Annotated in this window: 15 protein-coding genes; 11 read left to right on the top strand and 4 right to left on the bottom strand. The window is 56.3% G+C overall.

Annotated features, from left to right (window positions below; genetic code table 11):
• The first annotated feature begins 20 nt into the window (after positions 1-20).
• From pheS to MB824_RS08100, 7 genes are all read left to right on the top strand, one after another.
• The gene (gene pheS, locus MB824_RS08130; RefSeq protein ID WP_238747928.1) at positions 21-1,010 is read left to right on the top strand and encodes a phenylalanine--tRNA ligase subunit alpha; all 990 of its coding nucleotides are present in this window, start codon (positions 21-23) and stop codon (positions 1,008-1,010) included.
• A gap of 174 nt (positions 1,011-1,184) precedes the next feature.
• On the top strand, positions 1,185-1,805 hold the full coding sequence (locus tag MB824_RS08125) for an FMN-dependent NADH-azoreductase (RefSeq protein ID WP_238747926.1): 621 nt from the start codon (positions 1,185-1,187) through the stop codon (positions 1,803-1,805).
• Positions 1,806-1,888: 83 nt separating this feature from the next.
• Entirely contained in the window at positions 1,889-2,296 is a 408-nt protein-coding gene (locus tag MB824_RS08120) for a VOC family protein (protein ID WP_238747924.1), read from the top strand.
• 78 nt (positions 2,297-2,374) lie between these two features.
• Positions 2,375-2,680, top strand: a complete 306-nt coding sequence (locus tag MB824_RS08115) for a hypothetical protein (RefSeq protein WP_238747922.1) — start codon at positions 2,375-2,377, stop codon at positions 2,678-2,680.
• A 135-nt stretch (positions 2,681-2,815) separates the two neighbouring features.
• On the top strand, positions 2,816-5,176 hold the full coding sequence (gene pheT, locus MB824_RS08110; RefSeq protein ID WP_238747920.1) for a phenylalanine--tRNA ligase subunit beta: 2,361 nt from the start codon (positions 2,816-2,818) through the stop codon (positions 5,174-5,176).
• A gap of 219 nt (positions 5,177-5,395) precedes the next feature.
• Positions 5,396-7,573, top strand: a complete 2,178-nt coding sequence (locus MB824_RS08105; RefSeq protein ID WP_238747917.1) for a malate synthase G — start codon at positions 5,396-5,398, stop codon at positions 7,571-7,573.
• Between the two features lie 164 nt (positions 7,574-7,737).
• The gene (locus tag MB824_RS08100; protein WP_238747916.1) at positions 7,738-8,073 is read left to right on the top strand and encodes a hypothetical protein; all 336 of its coding nucleotides are present in this window, start codon (positions 7,738-7,740) and stop codon (positions 8,071-8,073) included.
• 272 nt (positions 8,074-8,345) lie between these two features.
• Here MB824_RS08100 and recR read toward each other — a convergent pair whose 3' ends face one another.
• The 4 genes from recR to MB824_RS08080 all read right to left on the bottom strand — a co-directional run bounded on the left by recR (position 8,346) and on the right by MB824_RS08080 (position 11,543).
• Entirely contained in the window at positions 8,346-8,954 is a 609-nt protein-coding gene (gene recR, locus MB824_RS08095; RefSeq protein ID WP_238747914.1) for a recombination mediator RecR, read from the bottom strand.
• A gap of 127 nt (positions 8,955-9,081) precedes the next feature.
• Positions 9,082-9,648, bottom strand: a complete 567-nt coding sequence (dcd, locus tag MB824_RS08090; protein WP_238747912.1) for a dCTP deaminase — start codon at positions 9,646-9,648, stop codon at positions 9,082-9,084.
• Between the two features lie 82 nt (positions 9,649-9,730).
• Positions 9,731-10,243 (bottom strand): hypothetical protein, encoded by a 513-nt coding sequence (locus tag MB824_RS08085; RefSeq protein ID WP_238747910.1) that lies wholly within the window; start codon positions 10,241-10,243, stop codon positions 9,731-9,733.
• Positions 10,236-11,543 carry a homoserine dehydrogenase gene (locus MB824_RS08080; protein WP_238747908.1) on the bottom strand — a complete coding sequence of 436 codons (1,308 nt, stop codon included), beginning with the start codon at positions 11,541-11,543 and terminating at the stop codon, positions 10,236-10,238. The genes MB824_RS08085 and MB824_RS08080 overlap by 8 nt, the downstream gene beginning before the upstream one ends.
• Positions 11,544-11,690: 147 nt before the next feature.
• Between MB824_RS08080 and MB824_RS08075 the strand changes: the two genes are divergently transcribed.
• The 4 genes from MB824_RS08075 to MB824_RS08060 form a co-directional block, all read left to right on the top strand.
• Complete coding sequence (locus MB824_RS08075) at positions 11,691-12,068, top strand: Mth938-like domain-containing protein (RefSeq protein ID WP_238747906.1); 378 nt, start codon at positions 11,691-11,693, stop codon at positions 12,066-12,068.
• Positions 12,069-12,209: 141 nt separating this feature from the next.
• Positions 12,210-12,827, top strand: a complete 618-nt coding sequence (locus MB824_RS08070; RefSeq protein WP_238747904.1) for a type 1 glutamine amidotransferase family protein — start codon at positions 12,210-12,212, stop codon at positions 12,825-12,827.
• A complete protein-coding gene (locus MB824_RS08065) occupies positions 12,793-13,098 on the top strand; it encodes a type 1 glutamine amidotransferase family protein (RefSeq protein WP_238747902.1) in 306 nt (101 codons plus the stop codon). The genes MB824_RS08070 and MB824_RS08065 overlap by 35 nt, the downstream gene beginning before the upstream one ends.
• Positions 13,099-13,299: 201 nt before the next feature.
• On the top strand, positions 13,300-13,535 hold a 236-nt coding region (locus tag MB824_RS08060; protein ID WP_238747901.1), incomplete at its 3' end, for a hypothetical protein.

The following is a 13,535-nucleotide window of genomic DNA, read 5'->3' as shown; positions in this document are numbered from 1 at the left end:
CGTCCGCCAAAGTTTCCATCATGTCCCAACCCGACCAAATCACCGCCGCCGGCATCGCCGCCATCGAAGCGGCTGCCGACCAGCAGACGCTGGAACTTGTCAAAGCCCAATACCTCGGCAAAACCGGCGAACTCAACGCTCTGCTCAAGCAGCTCGGCCAAATGTCGCCCGAAGAGCGCAAAACCGTCGGCGCGCACATCAACGAATGCAAAAACCGCTTTCAGACGGCCTACAACGCCAAACGCGACGCGCTGAACGAAGCCAAGCTGCAACAGCGCCTCGCCGCCGAAGCACTCGACATCACCCTGCCCGGCCGCGCCCAAGAGCAAGGCGGCCTGCATCCCGTTACCCTTACCTTGCAGCGCGTGGTCGAACTCTTCCACGGTCTTGGTTTTGACGTTGCCGACGGCCCCGAAATCGAAGACGATTTCCACAATTTCCAAGCGCTCAACATCCCGCAAGACCATCCCGCACGCGCTATGCAGGACACCTTTTATGTGGAAAATGGCGATGTTTTGCGCACCCACACCTCGCCCATTCAAATCCGCTACATGCTCGACAAAAAAGAGCCGCCCATCCGCATCATCGCCCCCGGCCGTGTCTATCGCGTGGATAGCGACGCTACGCACTCGCCCATGTTCCACCAAGCTGAAGGTCTGTGGGTAGAAGAAGGTGTAACTTTTGCCGATTTGAAAGCCGTGTTCACCGATTTCATCCGCCGCTTTTTCGAACGCGATGATTTGCAAGTACGTTTCCGTCCGTCTTTCTTCCCGTTCACCGAACCGTCCGCCGAAATCGACATCATGGGTGAAAACGGCAAATGGCTGGAAGTCGGCGGCTGCGGCATGGTGCATCCCAACGTTTTGAAAAACGTGAATATCGACCCCGAAAAATACACCGGCTTCGCCTTCGGCATCGGCCTCGACCGTTTCGCTATGTTGCGTTACAACGTGAATGATTTGCGACTGTTTTTTGATAACGATTTGAACTTTTTGAAGCAGTTTGGCTAAGCGATTTTAACTTCATTGCATCTGCTATTTCAGGCGGTTTGAACCTAAAAAGTAGCCTTACTTGCCTTTCAAATAGCTTGAAAATGTCGGATTTGTTAATCTAGGCTACAAGCCTAAACCTGATTTTCCAGCAATTGTTTGTTTCCCCATTGTAAAGACAAGGATGCCGAAATTATGGATACTCTGATTATCAACGCACACCCTGACCCGTATTCCTCTGCTTCCGCCACCAATCGCATGGTTGCACACCTGTTATCCAAACTGCCCGTAGGTAGTGCACAAACTGTTAATTTGGCAGAGACTGACATACAGCCGCTGGACAAGGCGGTTCTGGAAATGTTTGTCGCAACTGTGTTCCAAGGGCAGCAGCCGAATGCGGAACAGACCGCTTTGCTGGCACAACTGATGTCGGTAGTAAATCAAGTCAAATCCGCCCGCCGACTCGTCATTGCCTATCCGATGTACAACTTCGGCATTCCCGCCCGTTTGAAAGACTGGTTAGATAATTTAGTTGTGCCTGGCGAAACGTTCCGCTACGGAGCGGATGGTACACCGCGAGGGCTGATGAGTGCGCACAAAGTACTACTGTTGCAGGCTAGTGGTAGTGTTTATACTGATGGACCGATGGCGCAAATGGATTTTGCCTCGAGCTATCTGAAAACGCTGCTTGGCGGCTTTTTAGGTTTTGCTTCAGTGGACACTATCTATGCCGAAGGCACGGCGGGCAACTGGGATGTAGCGGTTCAACGCGCCTGTGCAGAAATTGATGCTGTATTCGGTAGTTTTACGGCCTAGTTGCTCAAACTGGCTAGTTATATCTACGCGGATTACAAGTAGCCTAGCAATACTGGGCTTACTAAACCAATATAGAAAACGTTATGGAACAGCATATTAACTACATCACGCTCGGCGTAGGCGACCTTGCTATTTCCCGCCGTTTTTACCAAGACATATTCGGTTGGCAGGAAACGGTGGACAGTAATGAAAACATTGCGTTTTTTGAAACAGGAAGCGCGCTGCGGTTTGCTCTGTTTGGTAAGGAAGCCTTAGCGCAAGACGCGCAGGTATTAGCGCAGGGTAGCGGTTTTCCATGTTTTACGTTGGCGCATAATGTCGGCAGCGAAGCTGAAGTGGATGCATTGTTTTCTGAGCTCGCCTCAAAAAATGTGAATATCGTCAAAGCCCCGCAGAAAGTATTTTGGGGCGGATACAGCGGCTATATCGCCGACCCCGATGGCTTTTTATGGGAAATTGCCTTTAATCCGTTTTTGCAGAAATTACGCTGAAATAGCACGATAAAGGTTACTTGAAAACGGCAGCTTCAGCGAAGTAAAAATCAAATTTGCTTACCCGAAAGCCGAGGCATGAAACGCTATATCGCTCCATCCGCCTGCTATGCACTTGCTGTTGCACTGTGGTTGCTGTCCATCTATTGCGAAAACCGCTCTTTGTCGTTAGCCGATTTGAAAACTCTGACCGGCGACGATGTGGAAGGTGCAATAAGGTGGTCGAATTACGGATTTACTGCATTTGCCGTATCTTGTTTTGCCACCGCGATCGGTAGTTGGTTGATGCCGTGGTTTAAAAGCTGGGAGCGTGTGGCGTTTACAGTGAGTGTCACCTTAGGCTATACCTTGCTGGCGTGGTTCGTAACAATATTATTGATTTGATTGCTTAAGGTTTGAAAAGACTATCTGAAAGCAACAGCACCAACAAAGTTAAAAAGCAGATTGCACACCAACATAAACCAGGTCGTCTGAAAACAAAATCTGATAAAAAGTTAATTAGTTGATTGAGAACATAACATGCAATTCTCCTACTCATGGCTGAAAACCCAAGCCGATACCGAACTTTCTGCCGATAAGCTGGAACATCTGTTAACCATGTCCGGCTTGGAAGTGGAAGAAGCCGAGACTGCCGCGCCTGCGTTTGCAGGTGTGGTGATTGCCGAAGTGAAATCCGTTGAAAAACATCCTGATGCCGATCGTTTGAACGTTACTCAAGTTGATGCGGGTACGGGTGAGTTGGTGCAGATTGTGTGCGGTGCGCCGAATGTGAAAGCGGGCATCAAAGTGCCGTGTTCGCTGCCGGGCGCGGTGTTGCCGGGCAATTTCAAAATCAAGCCGGCCAAGATGCGCGGCGTGGTGTCGAACGGGATGTTGTGTTCTACCGACGAGCTCGGTCTGCCCGACGACGGCGTGAACGGCTTGCACGTTCTGCCGCAAGACGCTCCTGTCGGCGCAAACATCCGCGAATATTTGGATTTGGACGACACGGTATTCACGCTGAAAATCACACCGAACCGTGCCGACTGCCTGAGCATCAAAGGCATTGCGCGTGAAGTGTCCGCGCTGACAGGTTGCACGTTCAAGCAGCCTGCAATCCATGCCGCGCCCATCACGGGCAGCCGCAAACAGCCCGTGCAGATTGATGCGCCTGCCGATTGCGGTCGCTTTATCAGTCGCGTGATTGAAAACGTGAATGCGCGCGCCACTACGCCGGATTGGATGAAGCAGCGTTTGGAGCGCAGCGGTATCCGCAGTATTTCCGCGCTGGTGGATATTGGCAATTATGTGATGCTTGAAATTGGTCAGCCGATGCATGTTTTCGATGCCGACAAACTTTCAGGCAGCCTGCACATCCGCCGCGCGCGTGAAGGTGAAACGCTGGAATGCCTGAATGAGAAAACCGTCTCTTTGTCTGAAAACACATTGGTGGTAGCCGATGAAAAAAGCGCGTTGAGTTTGGCAGGCCTGATGGGCGGCGCGGCCAGCGCGGTTTCAGACGGCACGCGCAATATCGTGCTGGAAGCGGCATGGTTTGCGCCGGCCGTGATTGCGGGCAAATCGCGCCAATACGGCTTCGGCTCGGATTCTTCGTTCCGCTTCGAGCGCGGCGTGGACTACCGTTTGCAGGCCGATGCGATTGAACGCGCCACCGAATTGGTATTGCAAATCTGCGGCGGCCAGGTGGGTGAAATGGTGGAAGCCGTGGGCGATTTGCCGTCTGAAAAACGCGTAGGCGTGCGCTTGAGCCGCGTGGCCAAAGTGTTGGGCGTGGACATCGCCGCCGAACAGGTCGAAACCATTTTGCACAAACTCGGTTTGCAGCCTGAAAAAACCGCCGACGGCTTTCAGACGGCCTCACCGAGCTTCCGTTTCGACATCGAAATTGAAGCCGATTTAATCGAAGAAATCGGCCGCGTGTACGGCTACGAAAACATCCCCGACGACGCCACTTCAGGCAGCCTGAAAATGCTGCCGCTGCCCGAAACCCGCCGCCCACGCTTTGCCGTGTACAACGAAATGGCCGCCCGCGGCTACCGCGAAGTGGTCAGCTACGCCTTTGTCGATGAAGCGTGGGAAACCGATTTTGCCGCCAACGCCAACCCAATCCGCCTGCAAAACCCGCTGGCGGCGCAATACGCCGTGATGCGCTCGACGCTGGTGGGCGGCTTGGTCGAAATCCTGCAAAACAACTTAAACCGCAAGCAAAACCGCGTACGCATTTTTGAAATCGCCCGCGTGTTTGCCAAAAATGCCGACGGCAGTTTCGCGCAAAACGAACGCATCGGCGGCCTGTGGTACGGCGCCGCCATGCCCGAGCAATGGGGCGAAAAAACGCGCAACGCCGATTTTTACGACATCAAAGCCGATGTCGAAAACCTGTTGAAAAACAGCAAAATCGAGTTTGCCAAAACCGCTCATCCCGCGCTGCACCCCGGCCGCGCCGCCGAAATCGTTTCAGACGGCCGCGTGATTGGTTTTGTCGGCGAGCTGCACCCAAAATGGTTGCAAAAATACGACCTGCCGCAAGCGCCGCTGGTGTTTGAAATCGATATGGACGCGGTTTTGCTGCGCGAGAAAACCCGTTACCAGCCGGTATCCAAATTCCAGGCCGTGCGCCGCGATTTGGCCTTTGTGCTGCCGGAAAATGTGTCCTACGCCGAACTAGAAAGCAGCCTGAAAACCGTTTCCAGCCCGCTGGTGCAGGAAATCGCGCTGTTTGACGTCTACCGCGGCACCGGCCTGCCCGAAGGCATGAAGAGCATGGCGGTGAAAGTAGTGTTGCAGGACATGGAAAACACGCTCACCGACGAAGCCGTCGAGCCGGTAATGGCCAAGCTGGTGGACGCGGCGGCGGCCGTGGGCGGCCGTTTGCGCTGAATCCGCATCTTCCAAACAAACACGCGCCGGAAAATCCGGCGCGTGTTTTTTCAGGCTGCCTGAAACCCTCCATAGCGCTGCCTGCTATCCGGAAGCCGGCCTACTTTTGCCGTTTTTCCCTTACTCTATTTCAAATCCCTTGAACAGAATTTACACAAATGATAAGGTTGTAACCGCCTGTAATCGGCACATCAGAAAAACAAACTTGGAGAAACCCCTATGCCTTACCAATACATCGCCGCCGCCGGTCTGCAGATCGACAAGCATCTCTACCGCCTGATTGAAGACGACATCTTGCCCGCGCATCCGAAACTTGACTCTGCCGCCTTTTGGCCGGGTTTTGCCGCGCTTTTGGCAGAGTTTACGCCGCAAAACCGCGCCCTGTTGGCCGAGCGCGACCGTCTTCAGGCTGCCATCGACGGCTGGCACCGCAGCCATCCCAATTTCGATGCCGCCGCCTATCAGGCTTTTCTGCGCGAAATCGGCTATCTGGCCGATGAGCCTGCGCCCTTTAAAATCGAAACCGCCAATGTCGATCGCGAGCTGGCCGAGCAGGCCGGGCCGCAGCTGGTGGTGCCGATCAACAATGCCCGCTACGCCTTAAACGCCGCCAATGCGCGCTGGGGCAGTCTGTACGACGCGCTCTACGGCACCGACGCCATCAACCAGCCCGGCGTGCCGGCAGCCGGCGGCGCTTACAATCCCGACCGCGGCCGCGCGGTTATCACCTTTGCCCGCCGTTTTCTCGACGAAAGCCTGCCGCTTGCGGCCGGCAGCCACCGCGATGCCGTGCGCTACCATTTGGATTCAGGCAGCCTGAAAGTGAGTTTGGCCGACGGCAGCGAAACCACGCTCAAGCAGCCTGAAAATTTTGTCGGCTACAACGGCAGCGCCGATGCGCCCTCTTCGCTGCTGTTTCTGCACAACGGCCTGCACATCGATATTCTGATCGATCCCACTTCCCCCATCGGCGGCCAGGATGCGGCCGGCATCAAAGACATCGTGCTCGAAGCCGCGCTCTCAACGATTATGGACTGCGAAGACTCGGTGGCCGCGGTGGACGGCGAAGACAAAGCGCTGGTGTACCGCAACTGGCTCGGCCTGATGCGCGGCACGCTCAGCGAAGAAGTCGAGAAAAACGGCAAAACCTTTACCCGCCGCCTGAATCCCGACCGCGAATACACCGCGCCCGACGGCAGCCGTTTCAGCCTGCCCGGCCGCTCGCTGCTGTTTATCCGCAACGTCGGCCACCTGATGACCACGCCGGCGGTGCTCGATGCCGACGGCAAGGAAATCCCCGAAGGCATTCTCGACTGCGTGATGACCGCACTGATCGCCCCTTTCGATTTCGCCCGCAACAGCAACAAAAACAGCCGCAGCGGTTCGGTTTATATCGTCAAACCGAAAATGCACGGCGCCGAAGAAGTCGCCTTTGCCGACTGCCTGTTTGCCGCCGTCGAAAAACTCACCAGCCTGCCGGCCGACACTCTGAAAATGGGGATTATGGACGAAGAGCGCCGCACCTCGCTCAATCTGGCCGCCTGCATCGCCGCCGCCAAACGGCGCGTGGTGTTCATCAACACCGGTTTTCTCGACCGCACCGGCGACGAAATCCACACTTCGATGCATGCCGGCGCGATGATCCGCAAAAACGATATGAAAAACAGCGCTTGGATCAAAGCCTACGAAGCCAGCAACGTGCAAACCGGCCTAGCCTGCGGTTTGGCGCACAAAGCGCAAATCGGCAAAGGCATGTGGGCGATGCCCGATTTGATGGCGAAAATGCTGGCGGAAAAAAGCGGCCACCCCAAAGCCGGTGCCACCACCGCCTGGGTGCCCTCGCCCACCGCCGCCACCCTGCACGCCATCCACTACCACCAGACCAATGTGTTTGACGTACAGCAAAAGCTGCCCCGCCACGATGCAGGCAGCCTGAAAGCCGATCTGCTCACCATTCCGCTGGCCGCCGACACCGCTTGGAGCGCCGAAGACAAGCGCCAGGAGTTGGACAACAACTGCCAGGGCATCCTCGGCTATGTGGTGCGCTGGGTCGAACAGGGCATCGGCTGCTCGAAAGTGCCGGACATCCACAACATTGGCCTGATGGAAGACCGCGCCACCCTGCGCATTTCCAGCCAGCACATCGCCAACTGGCTGCTGCACGGCATCGTCAGCCGCGACGAAGTGCGCGCCAGCCTCGAGCGCATGGCCGCGGTGGTGGACAGCCAAAACCAACACGATCCCGCCTATGTGCCGATGGTCGGCCGTTTCGAGCTTTCCCCCGCCTTTCAGGCTGCCTGCGACCTGATTTTCAAAGGCGGCGAGCAAACCAACGGCTACACCGAACCGCTGCTGCACCACTGGCGCCGCGTCGCCAAGTCCGAAGCCAAAGGCTGACGCCGGACGGTACGGCGGCGGGCAGGCATCCGCCGCCGTTACTCTATAGCGCAAACGCTTACACTATATCAAAACAAAATAATTTAAAATCAACAAATTACTTGCACTTTCGCTCTCGAACCGCTATGATTGCGACTCCCAGCAACCGACAAAAGGAAAACACCATGAGCCACCATACCCATGCCAACCATCCCCATGTTCACGGCGCAGGCTGCGGCCACACCGCCATCAAACACGGCGACCATATCGACTACCTGCACGACGGCCACCTGCACCACGCCCACGAAGGCCATTACGACGAGCACAGCCTGGAAGTAAACGCCACCAATCCCGACGGCTGCCATCCGGTCGATACCTGCGCCGGCCACGCCCATGGCGAAGGCTGCGGCCACGAAGCCGTGCCGCACGGCGACCATGTGGACTACATCGTCAACGGCCGCCTGCACCACCAGCACGGCGACCATTGCGACGACCACGGCCCGGTAGAAATCGTCGGCTGATAGCTTGTTTCTCCGACAAATGCCGCATCTGCACGCAAGCAGATGCGGCGTTTGTGCTGTCTGCCTGACCGACGGCAGCCGTTTTCAGGCTGCCTGCCATAGCGTTTGCCGAACTGTCCGGCCGGCGGATGCCCAGTTATATTTCCCAAGCAAAAAGCAGCCTGAAAACCCCTACTATGGTTTTCAGGCTGCTTTTTCGCATTCACAGCAGATTGCCATCCCTACCCTTTCAGGCTGCCTATTCTCTGCAGGCAGCCTGAAAAATATTGGCGTCAGTTGTCCTGAATTAGGCTGCGGCGGTACACCGCCTGCGCCAGCGTGCCGGCATCAACGTATTCAAGCTCGCTGCCCAGCGGCATGCCGCGGGCAAGACGGCTGACTTTGTAGGGCTGGTCTTTAAACAACTCGGCCAGCACATAGGCGGTGGCGTCGCCCTCGGCAGTAAAGGACGTGGCGATGATGATTTCCTCCACCGGCGAATCGGCGACGCGGGCGATTAGTTTGTCCAGCGCAATCGCTTTCAAATCCATATCCTGCGCGGGGCTGACCTGCCCCATCAGCACGAAATACAGGCCGTCGTGACAGCGCGCGGCTTCCATGCCGGCCACGTCGGCGGGCATGTGGACGATCATCAGGCGGCGCGGGTCGCGTTTTTCATCGGCGCAGATATGGCACAAACCGCCCTCGCAAAAGGTATTGCAGCTTGTGCAGTTATTGACCTGCTTGAGCGCGCAATCGAGCGCCTGCGCCAGCTCTTGGGCGCCGGCGCGGTTTTGCTGCAGCAGGGTGTAGGCCATGCGCTGGGCGGTTTTGGGGCCGACATTGGGCAGGATGCACAGCGCTTTAATCAGGCGGGAAAAGGCGTCGGGGGCGGGTTTCATGGGTGCTTATGCTTATCGGCGGCGGTTTTAGCTTCGCAGAAGCTCGTAAACTCGCTTTCAGGCTGCCTGAAACGGCAGAAACCTGCCGCAGTCGTAACGACGGGCAGGCAGGCGGGCAAAAACGGCATTAGGTTTTGGGCAGGGTAACGCCGGTTTGCCCCATGTATTTGCCGTTGCGGTCTTTATAGGACGTTTCGCAGACTTCGTCGCTCTCGAAAAACAGCACCTGCGCCACACCTTCGCCGGCGTAGATTTTGGCGGGCAGCGGCGTGGTGTTGGAAAACTCCAGGGTAACGTAGCCTTCCCATTCGGGCTCAAACGGCGTGACGTTCACAATAATCCCGCAGCGGGCGTAGGTGGATTTGCCCAGGCACACGGTGAGCACGTTGCGCGGGATGCGGAAATATTCCACCGTGCGCGCCAGGGCAAACGAGTTGGGCGGGATGATGCAGCAGTCGTCTTCCACGGTTACGAAGTTTTTCGGATCGAAATTTTTCGGATCGACGATGGTGCTGTTGATATTGGTGAAGATTTTGAATTCGTTGGCGCAGCGGATGTCGTAGCCGTAGCTGGATGTGCCGTAGGAAATGATTTTTTTGCCGTCGGCTTCTTTCACTTGGTTCGGCTCGAAGGGTTCAATCATACCGAACTCTTCGCTCATGCGGCGTATCCATTTGTCGGATTTGATGGACATGGTTTTCCTTGTTTTGACTGGGGCAGCCTGAAAACGGCAAAACGGCTTTTTCAGGCTGCCTGAAAGGGAAAGACGGCCGGATTTACGGGTGCAGGCCGTCCAGGCATTGTTGGTCGCGGCGGTTCCACTCTTTTTCGCCGCCGAGCAGATCGAGCTGCTGCTGCGGGTTGAGTTTGGGGAAAGACTGGATCTGCTCGCTGCTGAGCTTGTCCAGCGGCTCGCGCCACATGCACACACAGTATTGCTGCGCCAGCGCGCCGGAATCGTCTTTCAGGCTGCGTGCCTGCAGATCGGCCTGCCATTTCGGGTGGCTGGGAACGTGCTGGATGCAGCTTTCCAAGATGGCGTTTTGCGCGCGGGCTTTGCTCATGCCGCATTGGCTGAGCAGGAAAAAACCGGCAAACAGCAGGGCGGTGATCCGCAGCCAGATAATCACGGTGCGGCGCTTTTTCGCCCGCAATAGCGCGGCTTCGTCTAGCTGCGGCGCGGCGGTTTCGCTTTTCAGGCTGCTTTGTCCGCCGTCTTCTGCCGCTTCGGCTACCGGATTTTTCAGGCTGCCTTCGTCTGTGGCGGTTTGTTTGTCCAGATCAGTCATTCAGGCTTTCCATGCGGATCATCACCACGGGGGCGGAGACGCTGGCTTCGGCTTCGATGCGTGGGATGGCTCGGCGGATGTTTTGCTCAACGGTGCTGTGGGTGAGAATCACGATTTCGGCCTGGTTATTATCGAGCACGCCTTTTTGAATCAGGGCTTCGATGGAAATGCCTTCGCCGGCCAGAATATTGGCGATGCTGCCGAGCACGCCGGCTTTGTCGGCAGCCTGAACGCGCAGATAGTAGCTGCTGGTGATTTCGTCCATCGACAGGAAATGCACTTCCTGCAAGCGGCCGGGCTGGAAAGCGAGATACGGCACGCGGTGGCCGCTGTCGGCCGAGAGCAGGCGGCTGATGTCGATAATATCGGCCACCACGGCGCTGGCGGTGGGCAGCGCGCCGGCACCGGCGCCGTAATACAGGGTTTCGCCAACCATATCGGCATTCACGCGCACGGCGTTCATCACGCCGTTTACATTGGCCAGCAGGCGGCATTCGGGCAACAGGGTCGGATGCACGCGTAATTCCACGCCTTTTTCGCTCAGGCGGGTGATGCCTAAAAGTTTGACGCGGTAGCCCAGCTCTTCGGCATAGCGGATGTCGCGGGCATCGAGTTTGCTGATGCCTTCCAGATAGCAGGCACCGAAATTCACCGGCGTGCCGAAAGCCAGCGCCGACATAATGGTGATTTTGTGGCCGGCATCGTGGCCTTCGATATCGAAAGTGGGATCGGCTTCGGCATAGCCCAATTCCTGCGCCTGTTTGAGCACTTGGGCAAACGGGCTGCCTTTCTCGCGCATCTCGCTGAGAATGAAATTGCTGGTGCCGTTGATGATGCCCATAATCGACTTGATGCGGTTGGCCGACATCCCTTCGCGCAGCGCTTTGATAATCGGGATGCCGCCGGCCACCGCCGCTTCAAACTGCACCATCACGTTTTTGCGGCCGGCCAGCGCAAAGATTTCGTTGCCGTATTCGGCGAGCAGTTTTTTGTTGGCGGTAACCACATGCTTGCCGTTTTCCACCGCTTCGAGCACTAAATCCTTGGCAATCTGGGTGCCGCCGAACAGTTCGACCACAATATCCACATCCGGATGGCGCACCAGTTCAAACGGATCGGCCATATACTGCGCATCGGGGCACACGCTGCGGGCTTTGGCTGCATCGCGCGAAGACACCATCGCCAGCCGCACTTCGCGGCCGAGACGGCGGCTGATCTCCGCCGCGTTTTTCTGCAGCACTTCGGCGGTACCGCTGCCCACCGTGCCCAAACCCAACAAACCGATCCTGATTGCTTGCATAACTGCTCCTGAATTGAAGTATCTTTGTGTGCTAGACTTCCCGCCGGCAAACGCCTGGAAAAGATCGCGCATTGATTTGTGAAAGCCGCGCGATACTACCCGATTTTACCTATCTTTGCATCTTCAATTTCCCCCCATAGCACGCTTATGAACATCGAAGAAAGCTTGGGCGGCATCACCGCCGCCGGCGAACACAGCATCGAAATCGACGGCATCTCCCACCCCCTGCCCGCCGTAATTGCCGGCCGGCCGCAGGGCAGCGTCGAAACCGTATCCTTTATCTGCAGGCAGCCTGAAAAACAGGCGCAGGATTTGAACGAACAGTCTTTTCAGGCTGCTTTGGACGACGGCGCCGAAGTCATTATCGTTGGCACCGGTGCCAAGCAGCAGTTTCTGCCGCCGCGCACCGCCGCTGCCCTTGCCGCCCGCGGCGTCGGACTGGAGTGCATGAGCACCGCCGCCGCCTGCCGTACCTTTATGCTGCTTACCGCCGAAGGCCGCCGCGTATGGGCGTGGTTGTGGTAGCGCCGTTTGCTGCTGTTAAAACAGCCAAAGTGTCGCCTTTCCCCTTTCAGGCAGCCTGAAAACTTTTGTAAAGAATACGGATGCTTTTTTTAAAAACGGCCGCCCTGCCCCACATCCCGCAGGCGGTGGCGCGGCACAAACGTGCTGCCTGCACACTTTCAACACACCATCAGGAGTTTTTCCCATGACCGAATTATCCAAACAACCCGTCGCCGACCGCGCCGAGCACAACGCCTTTTTCCCATCCAACTACCATCTCTAAGCCAATACACCGCGCCCAAAACCAACTTTGCCGGCACCCAATTCGCCCAGCCCTACACCGGCGGCAAATTCAAAGTGCTGATGGTCGCCACCGACGAGCGCTATCTGCAAATGCAAAACGGCAAATTCTTCTCCACCGGCAACCACCCCGTAGAAACCCTGCTGCCGATGCTGCACATCCACAAAGCAGGCTTTGCAATCGACGTCGCCACCCTGTCGGGCAACCACGCCAAATTTGAAATGTGGGCGATGCCGAACGAAGATGCAGCCATCGCCGAAATCTACGCCGAATACCTGCCCAAGCTCGACAAACCCGCGCGCCTTGCCGACATTTTGGACGAAGTAACCGCGCCCGATTCGCCCTATATCGCCGTGCTGATTCCCGGCGGCCACGGCGCGTTCAACAAGCTGCCTGAAAGCCGCGACCGACAAATTCATCATCACCCTGTGCCACGACCCCGCCGTGCTGGCTGCCGCATCCGTAGGTCGTCCAGATAACGAATTCCCGTTTAAAAGCTACGAGCTGTGCGTGTTCCCCGACGCTTTGGACGAAGGCACGAATCTGGACATCGGCTATATGCCGGGCAAACTGCCGTGGCTGCTCGCCAAACGCTTGGAAGAGCTGGGCATAGTGGTGAAAAACAGTAAAACCAGCATCGACGGCAGCGTCCACAAAGACCGCCGCCTGCTCACCGGCGACAGCCCCTTGGCGGGCAACGCGCTGGGTATTTTGACCGCCGAAGAGCTGCTGAAAGCTGCTGGCGTATAAGCGCGATATTTTTCAAGCTGCCTGTAATAAGGCAGCCTGAAAAATATCTGTATCATTAGGACGTGCCGGCAATCGGTATTGCGGCGGTATTTTGGCAAAAACCGCTTTGCAAACTGCATACCGGCGCGTCCTAGCCATTTTCCGAGAGCAGCGAAAAACATGAAAAACCGATGGAGAGAAAAGTTTACTAAAGAAAACATCATGGCTTATCTGCTTGCCTTCGGTGTAATGTTTTTATTGGGCGGTATCCGTAAGGCTTGGATAAATATCTTTTATAAAGAAGAAATAAAAATATCGAAAGCCAAACTTCATGACGCAAACTCCGTGGTGGCATTTGTTGCCAAGGAATTGGGCAGCACAGAGTGGGATATTGGTTCTTATGGCAGAAAAACAGCCACAGAATGGCGATATGGATATGGGGAAATAATTACCCCTTT

The sequence above is a fragment of the Kingella pumchi genome (assembly GCF_022288825.1).
GTDB lineage: Bacteria > Pseudomonadota > Gammaproteobacteria > Burkholderiales > Neisseriaceae > Kingella_D > Kingella_D pumchi.
Note: the sequence above shows the minus strand (reverse complement) of the source record. Positions and strands in the feature narration are given on the sequence as shown.